Here is a 24191-nt window from a genome sequence, read left to right as displayed (position 1 = left end):
CCCGGCCTCCCGCCCTCGGCGCATCCCGCCCGGCCGTGCTCAGCGCCGCGGCCCACCGAACAGGTCGTCGCGGGCATCGTCGAGGGCGGTCAGCACGGCGCCCTCCAGGATCGCGTTGCCCGGTACCGCACCCGCGACCACCCGCGTGCTCAGCGGCGACACGTCGGCGAGTCGGGCCCCGACCCGATCGGCCAGCGCCGCACCGCCGGCCCGTCCGGTCTCTCCGCCGAGCACCACGCGGCCGGGGTCGAGGATGACCGCCGGCGCGGCGACCCCCAGCACGATCCGGTCGGCGATTTCGTCCAGCAGCGCCGCCGCGGGCCCCGCGTCCCGCCCCGCATCGGCCTGCTCGGCCGCCGCCCGCACACATTCCTCGGCACTCCCGGTGAAGCCGTGCCGGGCGGCCGGTTCCTCGATCGCCGACCCCGAGACCAGCGTGTGGAAGCCGCCCGAACAGTCGACGCGCGAGGGCAGGTGGGCGGTACCCGGGACCGGGAGAAAGCCCAGTTCGCCGCTGCCGCCCGAGGCGCCGCGCCGCAGTCGACCGTCCAGCATCACGCCCGCGCCGACGCCCTGGCCGAGCCAGACCAGGACGAACGTGTCCAGCCCCCGGGCTGCGCCGAGGCGGTGTTCCGCGATGGCGGCGAGGTTGGACTCGTTCTCCAGGACGACCCGGCCGCGCTCGCGGAGCGCGGCGACCAGGAGGGTGTGCCAGCCGGGCAGGAAACCGGCCTCGTGCAGGTTGCCGGAGACCGGATCGATCAGGCCGGGCGCACCGACGCCGAAGGTGTGCAGTGTGTCGGCGCCCGCCCGGGCCGCGGTGTCGTCCAGCAGGCCGAGTACGTCGGCCAGGGCCAGGGCCGGGTCGCGATCCGGGGCCACGGTCAGCGCGCCGGTCGCGGCGGTACGGCCGGCCAGGTCGGCGACGGCCACCTCGACGCCTCCCGCCCGCACGTCCAGCCCGGCGATGTAGGCGCGTTCGGCAACGATCCCGTACAGCCGCGCGTTCGGGCCGCGCTGTCGTTCGCCCGCCTCGCCGGCCAGGTGGATCAGGCCCGCGCCGCCGAGGCGTTCGACCAGATCCGCGACGGTCGGCCGGGACAGTCCGGTGAGGGTCTTGAGCTGGGACGCGGTCAACGGGCCGTGCTCGATCAGCAGATCGAGGGCCAGGCGGTCGTTGATGGTGCGGCACGTGCTCGGTGTCGCGGTGCGGGCGGCTGTCATGGGTGGCGATCCTCGCAGAGTCTTTCTTTCAGGAACCCTTCCTGATAATTTATCGCACCATGACGCAGACTTCCAGCTGCCGAGACGCCATCGGCATGCCCACCACGCCGCCTGCCCGCCCGGCGCCACGCCCGGCGGACGCCCCGCCTCCGACGCCCTCCGCCGCCCCGCCCGCCGCGACGGCGCCACCACCACTCGCGGCCGAGGTCGCCGAGGCGGGCCGCGCCCGGATCGCCGCGAGCCTGATCTTCGCGGTGCACGGTGCGGTCGGCGGCGGCTTCGCCTCCCGGCTGCCGTGGCTTCAGGAACACCTCGACCTGAGCCCGGGCCGGCTGGGCTTCGCCCTGGCCGCCCCCGCCGTCGGTGCCTCGCTGGCGATGCCGCTCGCCGGGTCGCTGGTCCACCGGCACGGCGGTCGGACCGCGCTGCGCTGCCTGATCGTGCTGTGGTGCGCGGTGCCGCTGCTGCCGCTGTCCTCCCCCGGGCTGCCGTGGTTGTGCACGGCCCTGCTGGTGTACGGGGTGGGCGCGGGCATGTCCGACGTGGCGATGAACACCCAGGGGCTCGTGGTCGAACAACGGGTCGGCCGCTCGACGTTGCCGCTGCTGCACGGGATGTGGAGCGCCGGCGCGCTGGTCGGCGCGGGTCTGGGCGCGGCCGCCGCGTTCGCCGGACTCGATGCCCGCGTGCACCTGGCCGGGCTGGCCGTACTGCTCGCCGCGGTGGGCTGGATCGCGGGCCGCGACCTGCTCGACGCGCGTCCCGCGGCCGGCGCCAAGGCCCCGCCGCGGTTCGCGCTGCCGTCCCGGGCGGTGCTCGCGATCGGCGCGGTCGGCTTCTGCGCGGTGTTCGCCGAGGGCGCCGGGGCGAACTGGAGCGCGGTACACCTCAAGGAGGTCGCGGGCGCCTCCCCCGGCGTGGCGGCGCTGGCCTTCACCGGCTTCGCCTGCACGATGACCATCGCCCGACTGGCCTCGGGCCGGGTCGTGGACCGGTTCGGGGTGACCCGTACGGTTCAGGCGGGCGCCGTCCTGGCCACGATCGGCGCGACCATGGTCGCCACCGCGCACTCGCCGCTGCCCGCCGCGCTCGGCTTCGCGCTGCTCGGCGTGGGCGTGTCCGCCGTCCTGCCGCTCACCTTCGCCGCGGCCGGGCGCACCGGCCAGGACCCGAGCCAGTCCATCGCCGGCGTGGCCACGGTCACCTACACGTCCGGCCTGATCGCGCCCGCCATCGTGGGCGGCATCGCCGACCGCGCGTCGCTGGGCGCCTCGTTCGCCGTGGTCGCCGTGCTCGCCGCGATCCTGATCCCGACGGCTCGACTGCTCAACCCCTCGGCCGAGCCGCGCGGCGCGGACCCCGAGGTCGACACCGGCGGCAACACGCAGGTACGGACCGCCCCGGCCGCCATCTCGCCTTCGGGTGCGGTGACCTCGGTGTCGCCACTGCCGGCGGAGGACCGATGACGCCCGGGCGCGGGATCCGACCGAAGGCGATGCCGGGTACGACGCGGGTGGCCGGACCGCCGAGAAGGCGGCGCGGAGGACGCCGAAAGCCCGGGTCGGGCGAGGCCGGGTCCGGGATCACCGGCACCGACCCGCCCGGGCGACGCGGCCGCGGGCCGGTCGCCTGATCAACCGGTGATCGGCGACCGGCCGGCGACCGCCGATACCCGACGGCCGCCGATTCGACCGGTCGGCGACCGACAGCCGGCAGTCGCTCGCGGGTCGGGTCGTCGGTCGCCGGCCTGCCGTCAGCTCAGGGCCTTGACCAGTTCCGCCGCCAGCGGGGCGGACGAGGCGGGGTTCTGGCCGGTGTACAGGTTGCGGTCGACGACCACATTGGGCGCCCACGGGGCACCTTCCCGGAAGTCGACACCGAGGCCGACCAGGCGGTCCTGGAGCAGCCATGTGGCCTTGTCCGCCAGTCCCGCCTGGGTCTCCTCGGTGTTGGTGAACGCGGTCAGCCGGTAGCCCGCGAACGGCGAGGTGCCGTCGGGGCGCTCGGCGGCGAGCAGCGCGGCCGGCCCGTGGCAGACCACGCCCAGCGGCTTGCCCGAGTCGAGCGCCGCGGTGAGCAACGCGCCGGAGGTCGCGTTCACCGCGAGGTCCTCCATCGGCGCGTGACCACCGGGGTAGAAGACCGCGGCGTAGTCGGCGAGGTCGACATCGGCCAGGTCGATCGGCGCACGCAGCGCGGTGAACTGCTCCAGCGCGGAGGCCACCGTGGCCACTCCGTCCGCGCCGCCGTTCACCTCGGGCGCCAGGCTCGCCTGGTCGACCGTCGGCACCACGCCGCCGGGTGTGGCGACCACGACCTCGTGGCCTGCCACAGTGAACGCCTCGAACGGGGCGGCGGCCTCCTCGGCCCAGAAGCCGGTCGGGTGCCGGGTGCCGTCGGCCAGCGTCCAGTAGTCGGATCCGCTGAGCACGAACAGGATCTTCGCCATGGGTCATCTCTCCATTTCGGCGCCGGAGCGGAGTGTGCTCGGCGGCCATCACAGGATCACTACGTCGGATCGCCACGTCGGATCGTCGGATCCCCACGGGCACATCGGCACGGCCGACGGTCGAGCGGTCGATCGGTCGTCGCGGCCGGCTGTCGAAACCGGCCGGCACCACCGATCGTCACCACCGATCGTCGCGCCGTCGGACTCGAACGTAGATGCTCATCCATCACCATCCAAATAGGCTTTCCATCATGAGCCATGAGGATTCCAATGGGTTGCCGAACACGACGGAGACGGCGGCGGCGTCCATACCCGAGCCTGTCGCCCGCGGTCCGTTGGATCTGACCCTGCTCCGCACTTTCCTGGCGGTGCACCGGGCCGGTTCGTTCACCGGCGCCGCGCGCGTGCTGGGTCTGTCCCAGCCCACCGTCACCACCCAGATCCGCGCGCTGGAGCACCGGCTGGGCCGGGCGCTCTTCGAACGATTGCCCCGAGGCGTGGCGGCCACACCGATCGCCGACGACCTGGCGATCCGGGTCGCGGAACCGCTGGACGCGCTGGCGGAGGTGGCCGAGCGGGACCGGTTCGGCGCGGACACCCCGGCGGAGCCGGTGCACCTGGCCGGTCCCGCCGAGGTCCTGTGCGTGCGGGTGTTGCCGGTACTCGCCCCGCTGATCGAGCGCGGCGTGCTGCTGCGGATCACCACCGGGCTCACCGACGACCTGCTCCCGAGCCTGCGCGCGGGCCGCTACGACCTGGTCCTGTCCACCGGGCGACCGCGCGGGCGCGCACTGGTCGCCGTGCCGCTGATGGACGAGGAATTCGTGCTGGTCGCCGCGCCGCGGTGGGCCGAGCGGATCGGCCCGGACCGGGTCGCCGCCGAGGGCCCGGCGGCGCTGCGCGGCGTACCGCTGGTCAGCTACGCGGAGGACCTGCCGATCGCCCGCCGCTACTGGCGTCACGTGTTCGGCACCCGGCTCACCGAACGGGCCGCCATCACCGTCCCGGACCTGCGCGGGGTGCTGACCGCGGTGGTCGCCGGCGCGGGGCTGACGGTGCTGCCGCGCTACCTGTGCGCGGCCGAACTCGCCTCCGGCGCACTCGTACCGCTGCTCACCCCCGAGGACCCGCCGATCAACACCGGCTTCCTGGTCCGCCGCGCGGGTACGGCGGACCACCCGCATCTGACGCTGGTCCACGACCACCTGGTCCGGGCGGCCCGCACCTGGTGAACGGCGGCGGCCCGCCGTCCGCCGCCGCGCCTGCGGGGTTCACCGGACGGCCGGGTTCACCGGACGGCCGGGTTCACCGGACGGCCGGGTCTCGTGGCTCGGGCCGGGGACGCCCATCCGGCAGCGGGGTGTGTCGGGCCCGGTCAGGCGGTCGCGACCGCCGCGGTGAGTTCGGCCAGCAGATCCGGCCCGCTCCACTGCCGGGACTGCCCGGCCGGTGCGGTCTCCGCCTCGCGGATCAGCTCGATCAGGCGCGCGTTGGCCGGCGCGGTCAGCCCGTTGCGTTCGGCGATCGCGAGTATCTCGCCCTGCACACTGTCGACCTCGGTCCGCCGACCCCGTTGCAGGTCCTCCCACATCGAGGAGCGTGCCTTCGCGTCGATCCGGAGCGCGGAACCCGCCAACCGACGGAACAGCGGATCGGGCAACCCCAGCAGTTGCCGGTTGCGCGCGGCGGAGCCGGGGCCCAGCTTGGCCGGCCGGATGCCCTCGGCCCGGAACGCGGTGAGCGCCTCGCCCTGGCACAGCGCCAGGCACGCCCGGTAGTCGCGCTGCCCGAGTTGATCGCGCAGCGGCAGGCCGGACAGCGCGTTGATCGCGTTGTTCAGGTTCATCAGCAGCTTCGCGTGCTGCACCTCGGGCATGTCCTCGCGGACCTGCACCGGGATGCCGGCCTCGGCCAGCACGTCCACGAGCGGGATCGCCCGCGGATTCGCGTCGACCATCAACGCACCCGAGGTGCCCTGATGGAACACCGCGGGCTCGGTCCGCACCACGTTGTACGGGACCATGCCGGCCAGCACCGTGTGCCCGGGCAGCGCGGACCGCAGCACGGCCGGGTTGCGCACGCCGTTCTGCAGGCTGACCACGATCGCGGCCGGGCTGAGCCGACCGGCCAGCTGCCGGCCGGCCTCGGCGGTGGCCGCGGACTTGACGGTGACCAGCACGAAGTCGGCGCCGGCCACCGCGTCCGGCGTCTCGGCCAGGGTCAGCTGCTCCGGTCCGACCACCGTCGCGGGACGGCCCGCGCCGGTGACGGTCAGGCCGTCCGCGAGCGCGTCCAGGACGGCCGGGCGGCCGATCAGGGTGATGTCGGCGAACGCGGCGAGCCGACCACCGAGCTGGCAGCCGACGCTGCCGGCACCGAAGATCGCGATCCGGGGTCGGGACCGCGAACGTGGAGCGGGTTGGGACATGTACGGCCTCCGCCTATGGATGGAAGAGCCAGGGAATCAATCCGCAAGCGTACGTCTCCGGGGCCGCATGCGCGTTCGAGGCATCCGACGGCCGGGGCCTGCGCGTCGGAGGCACCGAATTCCGGCCGAGCGCGGCTCCCGGGGTCCGGTCATCGGAGCCCGATTTCCGACCGGGGCCGGGCCGGCAGACGGCGTTAGGGGGCTCGGGCTCCGGGCTCCGGCTGCGGGCTTGCGGCCTTGGGCTCCGGGCTCCGGGCTTCGGGCTTTCGGCCTTGGGCTCGGGCCCTTGGGCTTCGGGCTCCGGGCTTTCGGTCTTGGGCTCGGGCCCTTGGGCTCCGGGCTCCGGGCTCCGGGCTTCGGTCTTGGGCTGGGGCCTTGGGCTCCGGGCTCCGGGCTTGGGTCTGGGCTCGGGCCTTGGGCTTGGGTCTGGGCACGGGCCTTGAGCTTGGGTCTGGGCTCATGCCTTGGGTTTCGGTCTGGGCTCGGGCCTTGGGCTGCGGGCTTCACGCCTCGCCGGCTTCGGGCCTCGAACCTCGCGCTTCCGGTGTCGGGTCCCGGCTTCCGGCTTCCGGCCACGAGCCTCCGGCCCGGTCCCGGGCCTCCAGCTTCGACCTCCGACCTCGATCTCGACCTCGACCTCGACCTCGATCTCGGCGCCGAGCCGAAAGTGCGTGCCTGCGACGTCATCCGCGTCGGATCCGCAACCGCCGACCTGTACCCCGCATCCGTCCGCGGCGCCCCGTTCGCCGCCCGCCGGGAGTTGCACACCCGGGGTCGCACACCCGGAGTCGCCCGCCCGGAGTCGCCCGCGTTCGCTTGACCCTGTCGTTGGCGGCAGGGTTGCACGATCGCCGCATGAACCTCGATGACAGCCTCACCGCCCGCTCGCCCCGCGTCGTCGTGATCACCGGCGCGGGTACCGGTATCGGCCGGGCCGCCGCACGCGCCTTCGCCGCCGAGGGCGCGCATGTGATCGCCGTCGGGCGCCGCGCCGAACCGCTCGCCGAGACCGCCGCGGGCCACGACCGGATCACCGCGCTGACCGCCGACATCACCGCCGACGGCGCGGCCGAACACATCGTCCGCACCGTCACCGACGCCCACGGCCGGCTCGACGTCCTGGTCAACAACGCGGGCATCGTCGGCTCCGGCAACCTGGGCACCTACACCCGCGAGGCGATCGACCCGCTGCTCGCCACCAATCTGATCGCCCCGGTCCTGCTCACCCAGACCGCACTGCCGCTCCTGGAGGCCGCCGGCGGGGTGGTCGTCAACATCACCACCTCCGTCGGGCAGCGCGCCTGGCCGGGCAACTCGCTGTATGCGGCGACCAAGACCGCCCTGGAACTGCTCACCCGCAGTTGGGCCGTCGAACTCGCCCCGCGCGGGGTCCGGGTCGTCGCGATCGCCCCCGGCGCGATCACCACACCGATCGCCGACCACCAGGGCTGGACTCCCGAGCAACGCGCCGCCATCCGCGCCTGGCAACTCGCGCACACGCCGATGGGCCGGATCGGCGCTCCCGAGGAGGTCGCCTGGGCGATCACCACACTCACCGCGCCCGCTGCCTCCTTCGTCACCGGCGTGGTCCTCCCGGTCGACGGCGGCGCGGTCGTGGCGTAGATCGTGTCGGCATCGCACGGGCCGCATACGGGGAGCCCGCGGCTTCGACCCCGGGGCGCCGGCACCCGTCCTGGATCCCGCCTCGGGCTCCGCCGCCTCCGGTGCCGCGCATCGGCGTGCCGGGGAAACACCCGCGCGACGATCGCCCTCGGGCGTTTCACCGAGCCGGCGAGACGCGCCCAGCCAAAAGCCCGAACGGCGGATGGCCGGGCGTCACGGTACTCGGCGTGGGATCGAAGACAGGCCCTGGTGGGCACCGGTCGGGCGGGATGCTCGTGATAGGAGTGGTGCGGATCGGAGGTGTCCGGATGCGGATCGGTGAACTCGCGAAGGCGACCGGTACGACGCCGCGTGCGCTGCGCCACTACGAACAGGCGGGGTTGATCGAATCGGCCCGGTCGGCGAACGGCTACCGGGTCTACGACGAGGACGCCGTGGCCCGCGTCCGCTCGATCCGCGACCTGCTCGGCGTCGGGCTCACCCTGGACGACGTGCGTGCCTTCCTCCCGTGCCTGGACGCGGGCGTCGACGTCGCCGCGCAACCGCCCTCTGCCTCCGCCGTCCGGATCGCCGTGGACCGATTGGCCGTTCTGGACGCCCGGATCGCCGCCCAGACCGAGGCCCGGAACAACCTGGCGGCGGCGCTGCGGCGGGCCAGCGTGGACCGCATCCGCCCGGTGGCCTGACCCGGTCCGCCCGGGACGGTCAAGGCCCGCGTCACTCGACCCACGCGCACCCGGGCGGCGGTGTCGGCGCCGGACGAGCGCCGTCGTGCCGTCGGGCCGTCCACGACCGGGCGGTCGCCGAGCGGTGCGTGCGTCCGGGGTCACCGGCGCGCGGCGGCCGGGGCGGGGCATACCTCCCCGGTCCCACGAAGCGGCAGGCCCCGGACGCACCGTCCCGGTACCGCCGGACGATCTCCACCGCGACCGCGACCGCGTCGGCCGTCGGGTCGTCGGGTCGTCGTCCGGTCCGCACCCCCGCCGAACCCGCCCCTCGTGGACCCGTGTTCGTGCCGACCCCGGGTCAGGCCCGGGCGGGGGTCGACCTGGCGCGCTGGGTCAGCACGATGCAGCCGAGCACGGCGAATGCGGCGATCGGCATCGCGGGCGACAACGTCTCGCCCAGGATCAGCACCGCCCACACCAGCGTCAACAGCGGCTGGCCCAGTTGCAGTTGGCCGGCCGCCGACACGCCGATCACCGCCATCCCCCGATACCAGGCGACGAAGCCGAGGAACTGGGAGACCGCCGCCAGGTAGAACAGCCCACCCATGCCTCGGGCATCGAGGTGAACCGGCTCATTCGCCAGTCCCAGTACCGAGATCAGCGCGGTGGCCGGCGCCGCGAGCACCACGCCCCAGGCGATCACCTGCCATCCGGGCATGTGCCGGGCCAATCGGCCGCCTTCGGCGTAGCCGGCCGCACACAACACCAGTGCGCCGAACAGGTACACGTCCGCGAGGCCGACCCCGCCGCTGCTCTGTTGCACGGCGAACGCGAACACCGCCGCCGCACCCGCGACCGACGCCGCCCAGAAGGACCGGCTCGGCCGTTCACCGACGCGCAGCACCGCGCAGACCGTGGTGGCCAGGGGCAGCAGACCGACCACCACCGCCGAATGCGCCGTCGACGAGCTCCGCAGCGCGAGCGTGGTGAGCAGCGGCCAGCCGAGCACGCAGCCCACGGCGATCACGGCCAACCCGAGCCGGTCCGCCCGCGCGGGCAGCGGGGCCCGCACCGCCAGCAGGCCCGCCCCGGCGAACAGCGCCGCGAGCAGCCCGCGCAGCCCGGTGACCGTCCAGGGGCCGAATCCGTCCAGGGCCCACACGGTCGCCGGGAAGCTGAGCGAGAACGTCACGATCGCGAGTGCGGCGAGGGTGGTGCCGCCGATCGCTATCGGCATCGATCGAATAGCGCTATCTTGTACTGTCATGAATCAGAGTAGCGGTCCTGCCGATCTTGTCGCCATCCTGCGCCGGGAGCTGAACCGCTACTCACCCGGTGAGAAGCTGCCGTCCAGTCGCTCCCTGGTGGACGAGCATCGGGTCAGTCCGGTGACGGTCTCCCGCGCGATCGCCACACTCGCCGCCGAGGGGCTCGTGATCTCCCGGCCCGGGGCCGGCGTCTACCGCGCCGCGCCGAGCCGCCCGATCGCGCCGACCGGCGACACCTCGTGGCAGGAAGTCGCGCTCAGCGCGGAACCGGGCCTGCCGCCGCAGCGCAGCCCGGACGCATCCGGCGTGTTGTCCTCGCTCGTGGTGGCCCCGCCCGAAGTGGTCGACCTCAACAGCGGCTATCTGCACGCCTCCCTCCAACCCGAACGCGCGCTCGCCGCCGCGCTCTCCCGCGCCGGCCGCCGTCCGGGCGCGTGGGAGCGCCCGCCGCTGGAGGGTCTGCCGGAGTTGCGCGCGTGGTTCGCCCGCGACATCGGCGGCACGGTCGCCACGTCGGACGTGCTGATCACCGCCGGCGGCCAGAACGCACTGACCACGGCGCTGCGTTCGCTGGTCGCACCGGGCTCGCCGGTGCTGGTCGAATCGCCGACCTACCCCGGCGTACTGGCCGTCGCGCAGGCCGCCGGGCTGCGTCCGGTACCGGTGCCGATGGATGGCGACGGCGTACGTACCGATCTGCTCGCCGACGCGTTCGCGGCCACCCGGGCCCGGGCGTTCGTCTGCCAGCCGGTGTTCCAGAATCCGACCGGCACGGTGCTCTCCGTGGCTCGGCGTGCCGAGGTGCTGCAAGTCGCGCACGAGGCGGGCGCGTTCGTCGTGGAGGACGACTTCGCCCGTAGGCTCGTGCACGCGGACGCGCCGCCGCTGCCCGCACCGCTGGCCGCCGACGACCCCAACGGCGTGGTGGTGCACATCCGTTCGCTGACCAAGCCCACCTCACCCAGCCTGCGCGTCGCCGCCCTGACCGCGCACGGCCCGGCCTTCGAACGGCTGCGCGCCGTCCAGACGGTGGACAGCTTCTTCGTTCCGCGCCCCCTCCAAGAGGCCGCCCTGCAACTGGTCGGCGCGCCGGCCTGGCCGCAACACCTGCGCATGCTGAGCGCGGCGCTGCGCGATCGGCGCCGGGTGCTGGCCGGCGCGCTGGAGCGGCGGCTGCCGGAGCTGTTGCCGGACCGACTGCCGTACGGCGGCTACCACTTCTGGTTGCGGCTGCCCGACGGGCAGGACGTTCCGGCGTTGACCTCGGCCGCGCTGCGCGCCGGTGTCGCGGTGACGCCGGGACCGGCGTACTTCACCGCCGAGCCGCCGGCTCCGTACCTGCGCGTCGCGTACTCCTACCCCGAGGGCCCGGAGCAATTGGTCGAGGGCGTCGAGCGGTTGCACCGGGCGTTCACCGGGCAGGGCTGACCCCGGTTCCGGGCCGGAGTGGCGTCCACCGGCCGGCGGGTCGGCGGCGCGCGGCACTCGGGGGCTGGTGGCGATCGCCGAGTCCGGCACGGACGGCCGGACCGGCGAGGTGCTGCGGGCGGCGACCGCGCACGGCCTGCGCACCGCGGTGTTCGCCGCGACGGCGGGCGCCGGGGTGACGCGGGTGGGCGCACCGCAGGGCCGGCGAGCGGGCCCGGCGAGCGTGGCCGACACACGATCGCTCGCCGGGCCGCGCTTTCGCCGGGCGGTCGGCGAGGCCGCGGGCACCGTCGCCGCGAAGGGCGTCACGCCTCGAGGATCCGGTCGGCCGGCACCTCGAAGATGATCTCCAGGCCGTCCTCCTCGTCCATCTGCTCGCCGACCTCGACGAAGTGGAAACCCCGGATGGTGGCCAGCGACGCCGCGTTGTCCGGCGCGATGGTCACCCGGACGGTCCTCACGTCGGGCTCGTGGGCGGCCCGTTCCAGCAGCGACTTCAGCATCGCCCGGGCATGACCGCGACGGCGCGCCTCGGGCACCACGGTGTAGCCGATCTCCACCATGCCCACCTCGTCCGGCGGTCCGTGGAAGCCGGCGTACCCCACCACCGCGCCGTCCGGCTCCGACACCGCGGCCCGGGCCAGCCAGGGAGCACTCTCGGGTTCGGCGGTCACCTGCTCGAAGCGCCGCCGCCACAGCCCGCGCGCCTGATCGGAGACGAAGAACTCGGGCAACTCCAGGCCCGTTTGGTAGCGCGCCTGGGCCAGATCGCCGGCCAGCAGGGCGGTCAGCGGCCGACCGATCAGGTAGACCCAGCGGACCCGCTGTTCGGGAACGACCCCGGGGCGGGCGATGAGTGGGTCGGACGGCGGGGGCGAGAAATCGTCGAGGGGTTCGGTCATCATCGGATCATCGGCGACGACCGACCGGTCGTCCAGCGCATTTCCCGAGGACCCGGGAGGTTCGCCGGATCGGCTGCACGGCTTTCCCACACGACGATCGGCATGCCGCCGGCAGCGGCGATCGGCACGGTGGTGGGCTCGCCTGCCGATCCGCCGAAAGTCGGCCGATCTGCGAATTCACCCGGTCGACGGCGGTTGTTGGCAGTACGGACAATCCGCGTGGGTTTTCCACCCAATACCGTGCGCATGCCCCCAACCAGCTCGGCGCCGGAGAACCATCATGTGTCAGCAGCACGACGACTGCGATCAGCCGCCCGTCACTCCCCTGTCCGGACCCGCGCGACGGGCGTTCCTGCGCTCCGCCGCGCTGGCGGGCGCCGGCGTCACCGCGGCGAGTGTGGTGGGTGCCTCCCCGGCCGCCGCCGACGATGCCGCCGGCGCCGCGGCGGCCGACTCCACGGTGGACGCGCAACACCTGCCGGCCTGGCGTCCGGACGGCGACAGCCGTCGGTTCACGCTGGTCGTGATGCCGGACACGCAGTACATGTTCGACGAGCCGAGCATCACCAGCGCCCCGATCGAGGCGTCCTTCCGGTACATCCTGGAGCACGCGCGGGACGACAACATCGTCTTCATGTCGCACCTGGGCGACCTCACGCAGAACGGCCGCAAGGCCGAATTCGACGGGATCGGCCGGGCGTTCGAGATGCTCGACCGCAAGGGTGTCGGCTACAGCGTGCTGGCCGGCAACCACGACATCGATTCCAACACCGACGACCGGCGCGGGCGTTCCCCGTACCTGGACACGTTCGGACCGCAACGCTTCCGCGGCAAGCGTTCCTTCGGCGGGGCGACCGCCGACGGCTACAACACGTACCACCTGTTCCGCGCCGCCGGTCGCGAATGGCTGGTGCTCGCGCTGGACTGGCGGCCCTCGCCGGCCGGCATCGCCTGGGCCAGGAAGGTGATGGCGGATCATCCGCACGCGCCGGTGATCCTGACCAGCCACGAACTCGTCTCGGCCGACCGACCGGGTCAGGAGGCGGAGTTCTCCGAGCACGGCCGGCAGTTGTGGAACGATCTGATCAAGGGCAACGACCAGATCTTCCTCACACTCAACGGCCACTATTGGCCGGCCGGGCGCACGACGCAGAAGAACGATGCGGGCGGTGACGTGCACCTGCACATCACCAACTACCAGAATCGTTACTTCGGCGGCGCCGCGATGATCCGGCTCTACCACTTCGATCTCGACCGCAACACGATCGACGTCGAGACGCTCTCCCCGTGGATCCTCGGCCGCAGCAACCGGGGGCTCAACGAACTGGAGCGCCGCGAGATGGAGTTGACCGGCCCGGAGGACTACTTCTCGGTGCCGATCGACTTCGACCGGCGCTTCGCCCGTTTCGCCCCGATACCGCAGCGTGCGGCCCGCCCCGCCCAGCGCATGGTGATACCCGGGACGGTCGCCTACTGGCGCTTCGACGGCTCGCACCAGGACGGCGCGCCGATCCCCGGGGCGCAGCGCTTCCCCGACCTGTCCGGGCGCGGCAACGACCTCACCCTCGTGCCGGCTCCGGGCGCCGCGGCCGGTTCGGTCAGCTGGTCCCACCAGTTCCACCCCGATCAGCCGGGCCACGGCAGCATCCGGCTCGCGGGCGGCAACTCGCCGCTGCGTGGCGGACATCTGCAAACCGCCAACGACGCCCCGCTGAACACCGCGACATTCCGGTCCGGCTACACGATCGAGGCGTTCTTCAAGCTGCCGGCCGACTGGGACGGAGGCCGGGACGGCTGGTCGGCGCTGCTCAGCCGCTGGGGCATGAGCGGCGAGGCGCGCAAGCCGCAAGGCGATCCGCAGGAGCCGCTCGTCACGCTCAGCCTGTCCGGCGGTCGCGAACTCCAGTGGTGCGTCTATCCGTTGAACAGTGACGGCTCGGCAACCAACTGGAGCCACGAACTCGGTCCGGACACGTGGTGGCACGTCGCCGTCGTGAACGACTCCCGGCAGACCACGATGTACGTCGACGGCTGCCCGGTGGTGCGCAATCCGTCGGCCCGCTCGATCGGCCTGACCACGCTCAACCTGCCCTGGATGCTGGGCGGCTACGCGTACGACGGCAAGCTGGACCAGACGCTCAACGCCTGGGTCGGCGACGTGCGGATCGTCGATCGGGCGCTGCGACCCGACGCGTTCATGATCGGCCGCTGAGGGCAGCTTCGCCGGACGGCGCGCCGGGATCGCGGCAGCCGTGCGGGGAAGGGACGCCGGACCCGAGTCGACATCGGCTCGGGTCCGGGGCGCCGGTGTGGCCGGGGTGTGGTCGGTGTGGTCGGTGTGGCCGGGGTGTGGTCGGTACGGTCGGTGCTCAGTGCACCGAGAGTCCGCCGTCGACGAAGATCGACTGGCCGGTGACGTACGCCGATCCGGCGCCCGCCAGGAACACCGCCGCGGCCTCGAAGTCCTCGGCGAGCCCGTTCCGGCCGACCATGGTGCGGGCGGCCAGCGAGGCGACCCTTTCCGGGTCGGCGGACAGTCGCGCGTTGAGCGGGGTCATCACGAAGCCGGGCACGAGCGTGTTGGCGGTGACCCCGTACGGCGACCAGGCCTCGGCCTGGGAGCGGGCCAGTGACTCCAACCCGCCCTTGGACACGCCATAGGCGCCGCTCTGCACGAATGCCCGATGCGCCTGTTGTGACGAGACGTGGATGATCCGCCCGTAGCCGCGCTCGGCCATGCCGGGCCCGAAGCGCTGCCCCAGCAGGTAGGGCGCCTCCAGGTTCACCGCCATCGTTGCGTCCCAGACGTCGTCGCCGAGCTCGCTCATCGGCGGGCGCAGGTTGATGCCCGCGGAGTTGACCAGGATGTCCGGCTCGCCGAACGCCTCGACCGCCGCCTCGGCCGCGGCGCGCACCCCGGCACGGCTGCCCAGATCGCCGCTCACCCAGGCCGCCTTGCCACCCTGAGCGGTCAACTCCTCGACGGTCTCGGTCAGTTCCGCCTCCCGTCGGGCGACGACCACCACGCTCGCCCCGGCCCGGGAAAGGGCTCGGGCGATGGCGCGGCCGATACCGGAACTGCCGCCGGTCACCACGGCGACCCGGCCGTCCAGCGAGAACAGTGCGGAGAGGTATGCCTGCGAGCTCATGACGAAAGCCTAATACCGGGATCGATCTCGCCGGCGGGGCGGGTCGACGGCCGGTCCCGCACCCCGCCGGTCATGTTCCGGCGCTCGGCATCCCGCCGATCCGACAACGCCCGGGAACCGAACGGCGCGCCGGCGTCCCGCGGTGCCGGGGCGCCGGGGCGCCGTCCGTGCGCAGCCGTCGATCAGGCGTCCGCGCCCCGGCGTCGGGCCGGAAAGCCGTGTGCGCGGGCTGCGACGACCACCGCGAGCACCGGGATCAGCAGGACCAGCACGCTCCACGGGAAGGAGCCGGTGCCGAGCAGGTCCAGCAGGATCGCACCGGCCACGCCGCCGCCGGCCATCGCCGCGTTCCACAGGGTGACGAGCATCGCCTGGGCGGCATCCGCCTCGTCCCCGCCCGCGTCGCCGACGGCGGTCTGCAGGAGGGTGGGCGCACCGCCCCAGCCCAGTCCCCACAGCACGACCGCGGCCAGGACCAGGGCGTGGCTGTCGGAGAATGCCGCAAGGATCGTGGCCGCCGCGGCGAACAGCAGCGTGGCCGCGATGGTCAGCTCGCGCAGCCGTCGGTGGATCGCGGTGCCCACGACCCAGATGCTCAGCAGCGACGCGCCGCCGAAGACCAGCAGCACCACGTCGGTGGAGTCGCCCAGGTCCAGTCGATCCAGGTAGGTGGCGATGTAGGTGTAGAGGATGGTGTGCGCCAGCACGAACACCAGGGTGACGAACAGGACCGGCGCCACACCCGGGATGGCCAGAGTGCGCAGCAGGGGCGTTCGCTCGTCCGCACGTTGTCCGGGCTGATCCGGCACGATCGCGACGATCCAGGCGATCAGGACCAGCGCAAGCACGGTCATCGCCCAGAAGGAGACCCGCCAACCGAACTCGTCGCCGAGGAAGGTCCCGGCGGGCACTCCCAGCGACAGGGCGATCGGAATGCCCGCCATCACGATCGCGATCGCCTTGCCCTGGAGGTGCGCCGGCGCCAGGCGACGGGCGTATCCGGCCAGCAGCGCCCACGCCACGCCCGCGGCCACACCGGCGACGAAGCGGGCCACCATGGTCAGCGGGTAGCTGCCGGAAACCGCGGTGACCGTATTGGCCGCCGCGAAGCCGGCCATCGCGGTGAGCAGCAGTCGTTTACGACGCCACCCGGCGGTCGCCGCCGACAGCGGAATCGCGGTGAGCGCCGTGCCGATTGCATAGATCGTCACCGACTGCCCCATCGCCGACTCCCCGACCCTCAGGTCGGCACTCATCGCGGGCAGTACACCGGCAGGCAGCGTCTCGGTCAGACTGGTCACGAACACCGCCGTGGCCAGCGCCAACAGCGCCGCCATCGGCAACTTCCGGTCGTCGATCGTGGTGGGTGAGGGTGTCGGGGTCGCGCTTCGGGTTCTCATGCTGCGTATGCTCGAACCATCACATTGATGTGAGGGTCAAGCAGCGAGACACGAGGTGGATCACATGCGCATCGGCGAGCTGTCCGAACGCACCGGTACTCCGCGCCGGTTGTTGCGCTACTACGAGGAGCAGGGCCTGATCGTCGCCGACCGTTCCCCCAACGGCTACCGCGACTACGACGGGTCCTGCGTCGACCGGGTCCTACAGATCCGCGGCCTGCTCGACGCCGGACTGCCGACCCGAATCATCAAACAGATCCTGCCCTGCCTCGACAAGCCCCGCATCATCCACTTCCCGGACGCGACACCGGAGATGATCGCCACCCTGGAGCACGAACGCGACCGGATGACCGAACGCGTCAACTGCCTGACCCGCAACCGCGACGCAATCGCCGAATACCTCGACGCGGTACGCAACCCCACCCCCCCACCCACCGCCCACCTTCACGACGTGAAGGCGTGAAGGCGTGACGCCACATATTTCCTTGCCCGTCTCCGCCGACTCTGTGAGGGTTGCCGAACCCGAATCCGAACCCGCAAAACGATCCTCGACCGGGATGGTGCATATCGTGCGCGCTGATCCGCCTCTGCGTCCGACTCCGCTCAGCGGATTTCCGGAATGGCTTCCGGAAGTCCGCATGGTCGAGGTGCAATGGCTCGACCACATCCGGCGCACGTTCGAGTCGTACGGCTTCACCCCGATCGAGACGCCGGCCGTGGAGGCACTCGACGTCCTGCTCAAGAAGGGTGAGACCTCCCAGGAGGTGTACACCCTGCACCGGCTCCAGGCGGACCGGGACGACGACAGTGATGCCCGGCTCGGCCTGCACTTCGATCTCACCGTGCCGTTCGCGCGCTATACCGCGCAGAATTTCAACGACCTGGTCTTCCCGTTCAAGCGATATCAGATCCAGCGCGTCTGGCGCGGCGAACGCCCACAGGCGGGCCGGTATCGGGAATTCGTGCAATGCGATATCGACGTGATCAACGTGGACCGGATCCCGCTCCACTTCGATGCGGAAATGCCTCGCATCGCCCACGAGGTCCTCACCGGGTTGCGAATCGGCCCGTTCACGATCCACCTCAACAACCGCAAGATCCTGGAGGGTTTCTACGCCGGGCTCGGCCTGACGGACCCGGTGGCCGCGATCCGGATCCTCGACAAACTGGACAAGGTCGGCCTCGACCGGGTCGGGCCCCTGCTCGTCGAGGAACTCGGCCTGGAGCCGGACCTGGTGGCGAACTGCCTGAAGTTGGCCGGGATTCGCGGCACCGACGCATCCGTGGTCGAGGAGATCCGCGCGTTGGGCGTCGAACACCCCCTGCTCGACGAGGGCCTCGCCGAACTGGCCCTCGTACTCGACGCGTTGGCCGATCTACCGCGCGGTTCGATCGTCGCGGATCTGTCCGTCGCGCGGGGGCTCGACTACTACACCGGCACCGTCTACGAAGCGAAGTTCGTCGAATTCCCGGACTACGGCAGCATCTGCTCGGGAGGCCGCTACGAGAACCTGGCGGGCTCCTTCATCCGGCGCAACCTGCCGGGTGTGGGCATCTCCATCGGCCTGACCCGAATCTTCGCCAAGCTCGTTGCCGAGGGTCGGCTGCCGATCGGCCCGAAGTGTCCCACGCAGGTGCTGGTCGCGGTGCCCGAGGCCGCGTCGTTCGCGCTCGCGCAGCGCACGGGCGCGGTGCTGCGCGCCCGTGGAATCCGCACCGAGGTCTACCACCAGCCGGACAAGTTGCAGAAGCAACTGCGGTACGCGCTGTGCAAGGGCATCGGCCACGTATGGTTCCCGCCGGCCGATCCGGGCGCCGGGGTCGGCGACGGCCGATCGCACCAGGTGAAGGACCTGGCCTCGGCCGAGCAGGCCGTCGCCGACCCGCACACCTGGCTGCCGCCCGAGCAGCCCGAGCCGCTTCCCGCCCGGTAGTCCGCCCGGACAAATCGGTGGCGGCTCGGCCCGGCGCGGGTTCAGGATGCGGGGCATGACGCACACCCTCCTGGCGTTCCTGGGCGCCTGCACGCTCATCGCGGCGAGTCCCGGGCCGAGTTCGATCCTGATCATCCGGCACTCGTTGCACACCCGTCGCGCCGGCTTCCTGGCGGTGCTCGGCAACGAGACCGGGGTCTTCATCTGGGGACTCGCCGCGGCCTTCGGGCTCACCGGCCTGCTGGCCGCGTCCCAACTCGCCTACGACATCATGCGCATCGTCGGCGCCGTCGTCCTGGTCGGCTTCGGCATCCAGGCCATCCGCTCGGCCCGCCGCGACGGCCTGACCGGATTCATCACCGCCGAGGCCGGCAACACGGCTAAGGCCGAGCCCGAACCGGGCAGCGGCCGGCGCGCCTACCGCGCCGCGCTGACCCTGAACCTGGCCAACCCGAAGGCCGCCGTCTTCGCGATGTCCTTCCTCCCCCAGTTCGTTCCGCACGGCTCGCCGCAGCTACCCACGATGGTCGCCCTGGCCGCGATCTGGGCGGCGTACGAAGTCGGGTACTACAGCCTGTACGTGTGGTTCGTCGGCCGCATGCGTGCGGTACTCGGCCGCGCCAAGGTCCGCCGCCGGTTGGAGCAGACGTCCGGCGGGGTCATGGTGGCACTGGGCATCCGGATGGCCGTGGAGTCGTAAACAGCCGCCCCACGCCCGGCCCGCAGGCCGAGGCGGTGCCCGGATCGGCCGGCCGGCCGCGATGAACGAACGGGCCTTAACCCCCCGCAGGCGCCGAAGACGCCCGCCAAGGCCGAGGTCACCCGACCGGACGGCTCACAATCCGAACGCGTCGCGCCGATCCTCCGGGACCAGGTCGACGTACTCCGGGTGCTTGGCGATCCAGTCCTTGATGAACGAGCAGTAGGGCAGCACCGCGAGGCCCCGCTCCCGGACCGCGTCCAGCGCCGCCCGGGCGAGCCGACCGCCCAGACCCCGGCCGCCGAACTTCGGGTCGATCTCGGTGTGTGTGAAGGCGACCTCGTCGCCGCTGACGAAGTACTCGGCAAAGCCCACGAGTTCGGTCGCTCGCAGCGGCGGGGCGACCGGGCCGGTCGAGGTGTCGGAAGCGGCCTCGGCGGTGGTGAATATCTCGTAGCGGGACTGCGCGGGGTTGTCGCTCACACGCGTTTCCATATCGCTGCCTCCTGGTCACCATCGGGACCTGCGGCCCGGGCAATGTGGTCCGCGCGCACGCCCTTCGGCCACACCGATCGCCGCACTCGCGCGTCCCACCGTATCCGGCACCGCCGGCGGCCGTTTCTCCCCCGTCCCCGCACCGCCTGCCGAGGCCCGCCGCCCCGCCGCTTCGAACGGACTCGGGCTCACTCGGGCTCGTCGTCGATGTACACCTTGGTGCCGTCCGCGTACACCTTGCAGATCCGACCGGTCTCGTCGGTGCCGACCGACGGCAGGCCGGCCGCATGCAGCTCGGCGACGGCCTTCCGGACGCCCTCCTCCACCAACTGGTCGAATCGCTCCGGGCCGATCCGTTCCCGCAAGGACTTCCCCATCGACGCTCCTCGAAGAATTCGCGCGCATCGTGCGTATCACGCGCATCACGCGCATCCACCCGGACCACCCCACGGTGCCCGTGGGTCAAGGCTGCCAGGCCGGCGCCGCCGCCGACACCCTTCGCCCGGATCACAACCCCAGGGCGGCCCGGTGCCGCTCGGGGATCAGGTCGAGGTATTCGGGGTGCTCGATCATCCAGGCGCGCAGGTAGGCACAGTTGGGCACCACCCCGACCCGGCGCTCGCGCGCGGTGTCCAGCGCGGACCGCACCAGCACATCGCCCAGACCGTGCTCCGCGAAGCGCGGATCGACCTCGGTGTGGATGAACGCGATCACGTCGTCCTCGCCGGGAAAGTACTCGGCGAATCCGGCGAGTTCGGCCGGATCGCCGCCCACGTGGAGCTCGAATCGGGACTGCGCCGGGTTGTCGATCACGCGCGTGTGCATGGTGCCTCCTGGTCCGGACCGGGACGTACGACCCGGACCCTCAACCGTACCGACCACCCGCAGCCCACCCGACAGGCGCAACCGCGACCCTCCGGCCCCGGTCGCCCGCGGCCGGTCCGTTGCATGCCGGACCGGCCCGGTGCGTGCCCATACCGCCCGGTGCATGCCGGCCGGCTCCGCTCACGCGTCGAACGCAGTGGCGCGGGCGACCTTCTCCCACGCCTCGATCTCGGACCGCAGGGTGTCGAGCCGGCCGACGATCGCATCCACCGCGTCCGCGCCCAGCGGCAGGTTCAGCGGGGTGGCCTCGTCGGCGAGCGCGGCCAGGATGGCAGCGGCGGCCTTGGCCGGATCGCCGGGCTGTTGCCCGTCGGCCGCGCCGACCATGCGTCGAGTGGTGCCCACCGCGCCCTCGGAGTACGCGGCGATCTCGGCACTTGCACCGGCGGCGCCCATCAAACCGGTTCGGAACGCACCCGGCTCGACCACCAGCACCTTGATGCCGAACGGCCGCACCTCGTCGGCCAGCGCCTCGGACATGCCCTCCAAGGCGAACTTGGTGCCGCTGTAGGCCGAGAAGCCCGCGAACGACATCCGCCCACCCATACTGCTCAACTGCACGATCGCCCCGGAGCGCCGGGCACGCATGTGCGGCAGTACGGCGCGCACCAGCGCGGCCGGGCCGAAGACGTGCACATCGAACAGCGCGCGCAGTTCCGCGTCGGTGGTCTCCTCCAGCGCGCCCACGTGGGTGCGGCCGGCGTTGTTGACCAGGACGTCGACCCGGCCGTGCCGGGCGACCAGTTCGGTGACCACGGTCTCGATCCCGGCCGCGTCGGTCACGTCCAGCCGGACCGCCTCGATGCGATCCGGGTGTGCCGCCACCAGATCGGCCAACGACTCGGGCCGGCGCGCCGCGGCCACCACGGTGTCGCCGGCGGCCACGGCCGCCTCGGTGACGGCCCGCCCGAAGCCACTGTTCGCGCCGGTGACCAACCAGATCCTGCTCATCGTGAGGTTCCCCCTTGTGATCGTCCCCGCCGACTCGGCAAGTCGTCGTCGGCGTGCGTTTCCCGTGCCATCACCCTGCCGTGCCGGCCAACGCCCGGTCCAAGACCACCGGTGATAGCCGATGGTTATCGACGCGAGCGCAGTTCCCCGACCACGGACCGGACCCGGGGCCGGCGGGACGAAGAGCCGCGGGCGCACCCGGAGCGGATCACGGCGGGCCGACGAGCACCGTGCGGTCCGTGGCGCCGGATCGCACCTCGAACACGGTGAATCCGTGCGGGCCGGCCAGGACCTGGTGCACGCAGCCGGACGGGATGAACACGACGTCGCCCACCTTCATGTGCACCCCGCTCGCCAACCCGGCACCGGAGAAGACGTCGCAACTGCCCGCGGTGAGCAGCACGACGGTCTCCTCGCCCTCGTGGTGGTGCACCGCGGTCCGCTCGCCCGGTCCGAGCGTGGCGAAGAAGCCGCACAGGCGTCCGGCGCCCACGGTCGCGGCGGATACACGTTCGCTCATCCGGATGCCCTGCGCACCGACGACGTCGGCACCGGCGGGTACGAGCACGGCTTGGTTCACAGGTTCACGGTCGGCCATGGGTTCAGGGTCGACGCGGGGTCGATGCCGGAAACGCGCGTGTCGCCGAACCACACCGAATGGGCGAGTCCGAGTCGGCCGCCCAAAGGCCCGAATCCGGGCCCGGAACGGCTCTTCCGCGATCATCGCCGCGCCGGCACCCTTGGGCCCTGTCCGGCGGATCCCGGTGGGCCGCGCCGCTGCGCCCCGGTTCTCGCCGGGCCCGGCGCGGTCCGGCCGGGTTCGCGCGGCCCGACGACGGGAGCGACGATGGGCAACGGAAGCCGGGCCGGGCACGTCGTGCCGAACCACGATGTGGCCGCGAGTGCCGCACGGGCGATCGTGCGGAACGTGGTGGCCGCGGCGTCGGCGGCCGGTCGCGCGGTGAGCGTCGCGGTGGTGGACGGCGCCGGCGTACCGGTTGCGTTCGAACGCATGGACGGGGCATTGCGGTTCAGCGCGGATCTGGCCACGGCCAAGGCCCGCACGGCGGCGGCGTTCGGCCGGTCCACCGCGACGATGGAGGAACAACTGGGCGATCGGCCGGTGTTCGCGCAGAGCTTCGTCCAGCACGGGAGTTGGTACCTGGGCCGCGGTGGCCATCCGCTCCTGGTCGACGGCCGACCGGTGGGCGGGGTCGGAGTCAGCGGGGACGCGGCGCAGTACGAGGACGAACTCGCCCGCGCCGCCGCCGAATCCTTCGGCAGAGACGCGGGCGGGTGAACCGGTGCCACGCCCGACACCGGGCGGCTTCGCTCCCGATCTCGGGCAACCCACGACCGCACCGGGGCCGCGCCCGACACCCGCCGACCCCGGCCCCGATCCCGATCCCGGTCTCGGTCTCGGTCTCGGTCTCGGTCGACCCACCACCGCACCAGGCCCGCGCCCCACACCGGGCCGCCCCGATCCCGATGTCGGTCAGCCCACGATGCGCTTCTCCACCGCCACCGTCGCCCGTTCCACCCCGCGAGCCACGTCCCGGACCAGCCCGTTGACGCGCAGCAGCACCGCCGAGGCGACCGTGCTCGCCGCCTCGACCAGGTTCCCCGACGCCGCCGCCGTACTCGCCGCCACCGCCGCGCCGCGTACGCCGCTCGTCGCCGCCGGGAACGGCAGCGGCAGTGGGCCGGCGTGTGAACGCAGGTCGGAGAGTTGGCCGTTCTTCAGCGCCATCACCGCGTCCTCACCGGACACGTACCCCTCGCAGTGGCCGTACCCCTTCAGCGCCGCGTGCAGGAACGCGGTCGCGTAGACGTTGGTGATCGCGTGTTGTTCGGCGAAGCCGATCCCGGGCTTGCCGTCCCGGGGCAGGCCGGGCAGGTGGATGTCCATGTCGCTAGGATCGAGGAACTGCACGTGGTTGCCGCCGCTGATCTCCACGTACGCCTTGTAGCCCTGCGGGACCAGGTCCAGGTAGTGCACGCCCGATCCGGGGGAGATCTTGTCGTTCTGCCCGGACACGATCAGCGTCGGCGCGCTCACCTTGGCGACGTCGGCGTCGATCAGCGCGTACAGGTCGGGTTCCTTGACGTTGCGACCGGGCGCGAAGCCCATGACCGCGCGGATGCGCTTGTCCCGGGCCGCCGCGACCAGCGCGCCCGCTCCGCCCAGGGACACCCCGACTGCGGCGAACGCGTCCTGCTTGATCATGCCGCGCAGCGGGTTGAACCGGTCGTCGTCGATGTCGATCAGCTTGTCGATGGCATCGCTGATGGTGTCCGCGTGCACGTGCGGGTCGAGCGCGAGGATGTTCTCCGGGAAGTAGCGGAAGACGATGTAGCCGTGCCGCACCACGTAGTCGGTGAACCAGTCGTACATGTTCGAGCCGGTCCAGGTCGCCGGTGCGAGGACGACGGACGGGTACGAGCCCTCGGACTTGTCGGCCGGGGCCAACCAGCCGTCGTGCTCGGCCGGGTAGCTGATCTTGGCGAGGGTGAACCCGGGTCCACCGGTCCAGAACGGGAACTCGATGGTGCCGATGCCATAGGGGCCCGGCTGGTCCGGGCGTACCGGACTCTCGGGCACGAGTGTGGTTGCCATGAAGCGAGTCAACTCTTCGCCGACTCGCTTTGGCACCGCATTACTTGGCCAAAGTATCGAGACCCCGGTC

At 72.4% G+C, this 24191-nt stretch carries 24 protein-coding genes; 10 read left to right on the top strand and 14 right to left on the bottom strand.

Translation table 11 applies throughout. From position 1 onward, the window contains the following. Positions 1-39 precede the first annotated feature (39 nt). The gene (locus ACIBM5_RS08645; protein WP_396006088.1) at positions 40-1224 is read right to left on the bottom strand and encodes an ROK family protein; all 1185 of its coding nucleotides are present in this window, start codon (positions 1222-1224) and stop codon (positions 40-42) included. 59 nt (positions 1225-1283) lie between these two features. On the opposite strand from ACIBM5_RS08645, the gene ACIBM5_RS08640 reads away from it, so the two are divergent. Next, on the top strand, positions 1284-2690 hold the full coding sequence (locus ACIBM5_RS08640; protein ID WP_396006087.1) for an MFS transporter: 1407 nt from the start codon (positions 1284-1286) through the stop codon (positions 2688-2690). A gap of 287 nt (positions 2691-2977) precedes the next feature. On the opposite strand, the gene ACIBM5_RS08635 is transcribed toward ACIBM5_RS08640, so the two are convergent. Then, positions 2978-3673 carry a type 1 glutamine amidotransferase domain-containing protein gene (locus ACIBM5_RS08635; protein WP_396006086.1) on the bottom strand — a complete coding sequence of 232 codons (696 nt, stop codon included), beginning with the start codon at positions 3671-3673 and terminating at the stop codon, positions 2978-2980. Positions 3674-3924: 251 nt separating this feature from the next. Here ACIBM5_RS08635 and ACIBM5_RS08630 point away from each other — a divergent pair, with 251 nt between their 5' ends. Then, the gene (locus ACIBM5_RS08630) at positions 3925-4905 is read left to right on the top strand and encodes a LysR family transcriptional regulator (RefSeq protein ID WP_396006085.1); all 981 of its coding nucleotides are present in this window, start codon (positions 3925-3927) and stop codon (positions 4903-4905) included. Between the two features lie 143 nt (positions 4906-5048). Here ACIBM5_RS08630 and ACIBM5_RS08625 read toward each other — a convergent pair whose 3' ends face one another. Continuing rightward, on the bottom strand, positions 5049-6101 hold the full coding sequence (locus ACIBM5_RS08625) for a 2-dehydropantoate 2-reductase (RefSeq protein ID WP_396006084.1): 1053 nt from the start codon (positions 6099-6101) through the stop codon (positions 5049-5051). A gap of 855 nt (positions 6102-6956) precedes the next feature. Here ACIBM5_RS08625 and ACIBM5_RS08620 point away from each other — a divergent pair. Together ACIBM5_RS08620 and ACIBM5_RS08615 are read left to right on the top strand one after the other, a co-directional pair. Further along, positions 6957-7724 (top strand): SDR family NAD(P)-dependent oxidoreductase, encoded by a 768-nt coding sequence (locus tag ACIBM5_RS08620; RefSeq protein ID WP_396006083.1) that lies wholly within the window; start codon positions 6957-6959, stop codon positions 7722-7724. 308 nt (positions 7725-8032) lie between these two features. Beyond that, a complete protein-coding gene (locus ACIBM5_RS08615) occupies positions 8033-8410 on the top strand; it encodes a MerR family transcriptional regulator (RefSeq protein ID WP_396006082.1) in 378 nt (125 codons plus the stop codon). Positions 8411-8750: 340 nt separating this feature from the next. On the opposite strand, the gene ACIBM5_RS08610 is transcribed toward ACIBM5_RS08615, so the two are convergent. Further along, complete coding sequence (locus ACIBM5_RS08610; protein ID WP_396006081.1) at positions 8751-9629, bottom strand: DMT family transporter; 879 nt, start codon at positions 9627-9629, stop codon at positions 8751-8753. 28 nt (positions 9630-9657) lie between these two features. Here ACIBM5_RS08610 and ACIBM5_RS08605 point away from each other — a divergent pair, with 28 nt between their 5' ends. Further along, a complete protein-coding gene (locus ACIBM5_RS08605) occupies positions 9658-11088 on the top strand; it encodes a PLP-dependent aminotransferase family protein (protein ID WP_396006080.1) in 1431 nt (476 codons plus the stop codon). A 305-nt stretch (positions 11089-11393) separates the two neighbouring features. Here ACIBM5_RS08605 and ACIBM5_RS08600 read toward each other — a convergent pair whose 3' ends face one another. Further along, positions 11394-11990, bottom strand: coding sequence for a GNAT family N-acetyltransferase (locus tag ACIBM5_RS08600; RefSeq protein WP_396006079.1), 597 nt, complete (start codon positions 11988-11990; stop codon positions 11394-11396). Beyond that, the gene (locus ACIBM5_RS08595) at positions 11990-12238 is read right to left on the bottom strand and encodes a hypothetical protein (RefSeq protein WP_396006078.1); all 249 of its coding nucleotides are present in this window, start codon (positions 12236-12238) and stop codon (positions 11990-11992) included. The genes ACIBM5_RS08600 and ACIBM5_RS08595 overlap by 1 nt, the downstream gene beginning before the upstream one ends. A gap of 32 nt (positions 12239-12270) precedes the next feature. Between ACIBM5_RS08595 and ACIBM5_RS08590 the strand changes: the two genes are divergently transcribed. Further along, positions 12271-14202, top strand: coding sequence for a LamG-like jellyroll fold domain-containing protein (locus ACIBM5_RS08590; RefSeq protein ID WP_396006077.1), 1932 nt, complete (start codon positions 12271-12273; stop codon positions 14200-14202). 157 nt (positions 14203-14359) lie between these two features. Here the strand turns inward: ACIBM5_RS08590 and ACIBM5_RS08585 are convergent, their stop codons facing one another. Beyond that, on the bottom strand, positions 14360-15139 hold the full coding sequence (locus tag ACIBM5_RS08585; RefSeq protein ID WP_396006076.1) for an SDR family NAD(P)-dependent oxidoreductase: 780 nt from the start codon (positions 15137-15139) through the stop codon (positions 14360-14362). Positions 15140-15321: 182 nt separating this feature from the next. Next, entirely contained in the window at positions 15322-16539 is a 1218-nt protein-coding gene (locus tag ACIBM5_RS08580) for an MFS transporter (protein ID WP_396006075.1), read from the bottom strand. 64 nt (positions 16540-16603) lie between these two features. Here ACIBM5_RS08580 and ACIBM5_RS08575 point away from each other — a divergent pair, with 64 nt between their 5' ends. The 3 genes from ACIBM5_RS08575 to ACIBM5_RS08565 all read left to right on the top strand — a co-directional run bounded on the left by ACIBM5_RS08575 (position 16604) and on the right by ACIBM5_RS08565 (position 19173). After that, positions 16604-17002, top strand: a complete 399-nt coding sequence (locus ACIBM5_RS08575; protein WP_396006074.1) for a MerR family transcriptional regulator — start codon at positions 16604-16606, stop codon at positions 17000-17002. A 94-nt stretch (positions 17003-17096) separates the two neighbouring features. Then, the gene (hisS, locus tag ACIBM5_RS08570; RefSeq protein ID WP_396006073.1) at positions 17097-18473 is read left to right on the top strand and encodes a histidine--tRNA ligase; all 1377 of its coding nucleotides are present in this window, start codon (positions 17097-17099) and stop codon (positions 18471-18473) included. Between the two features lie 55 nt (positions 18474-18528). Beyond that, the gene (locus tag ACIBM5_RS08565) at positions 18529-19173 is read left to right on the top strand and encodes a LysE family translocator (protein ID WP_396006072.1); all 645 of its coding nucleotides are present in this window, start codon (positions 18529-18531) and stop codon (positions 19171-19173) included. 135 nt (positions 19174-19308) lie between these two features. On the opposite strand, the gene ACIBM5_RS08560 is transcribed toward ACIBM5_RS08565, so the two are convergent. The 5 genes from ACIBM5_RS08560 to ACIBM5_RS08540 all read right to left on the bottom strand — a co-directional run bounded on the left by ACIBM5_RS08560 (position 19309) and on the right by ACIBM5_RS08540 (position 22102). Further along, positions 19309-19668, bottom strand: a complete 360-nt coding sequence (locus tag ACIBM5_RS08560; RefSeq protein ID WP_391584090.1) for a GNAT family N-acetyltransferase — start codon at positions 19666-19668, stop codon at positions 19309-19311. Positions 19669-19856: 188 nt separating this feature from the next. Then, positions 19857-20045 carry a hypothetical protein gene (locus tag ACIBM5_RS08555; RefSeq protein ID WP_396006070.1) on the bottom strand — a complete coding sequence of 63 codons (189 nt, stop codon included), beginning with the start codon at positions 20043-20045 and terminating at the stop codon, positions 19857-19859. Positions 20046-20175: 130 nt separating this feature from the next. Next, positions 20176-20493, bottom strand: coding sequence for a GNAT family N-acetyltransferase (locus ACIBM5_RS08550; protein WP_391584091.1), 318 nt, complete (start codon positions 20491-20493; stop codon positions 20176-20178). A 180-nt stretch (positions 20494-20673) separates the two neighbouring features. Then, positions 20674-21504, bottom strand: a complete 831-nt coding sequence (locus tag ACIBM5_RS08545; RefSeq protein WP_396006069.1) for an oxidoreductase — start codon at positions 21502-21504, stop codon at positions 20674-20676. A 208-nt stretch (positions 21505-21712) separates the two neighbouring features. Next, complete coding sequence (locus tag ACIBM5_RS08540) at positions 21713-22102, bottom strand: hypothetical protein (protein ID WP_396006068.1); 390 nt, start codon at positions 22100-22102, stop codon at positions 21713-21715. A gap of 249 nt (positions 22103-22351) precedes the next feature. Between ACIBM5_RS08540 and ACIBM5_RS08535 the strand changes: the two genes are divergently transcribed. After that, positions 22352-22804, top strand: a complete 453-nt coding sequence (locus tag ACIBM5_RS08535; RefSeq protein WP_396006067.1) for a heme-binding protein — start codon at positions 22352-22354, stop codon at positions 22802-22804. 195 nt (positions 22805-22999) lie between these two features. On the opposite strand, the gene ACIBM5_RS08530 is transcribed toward ACIBM5_RS08535, so the two are convergent. After that, positions 23000-24121: a dienelactone hydrolase family protein gene (locus tag ACIBM5_RS08530; RefSeq protein WP_391584095.1), complete on the bottom strand. Its 1122-nt coding sequence runs from the start codon at positions 24119-24121 to the stop codon at positions 23000-23002. Between the last annotated feature and the right edge of the window lie 70 nt (positions 24122-24191).

This window comes from Embleya sp. NPDC050493, from assembly GCF_044458105.1.
Lineage (GTDB): Bacteria > Actinomycetota > Actinomycetes > Streptomycetales > Streptomycetaceae > Embleya.
Note: the sequence above shows the minus strand (reverse complement) of the source record. Positions and strands in the feature narration are given on the sequence as shown.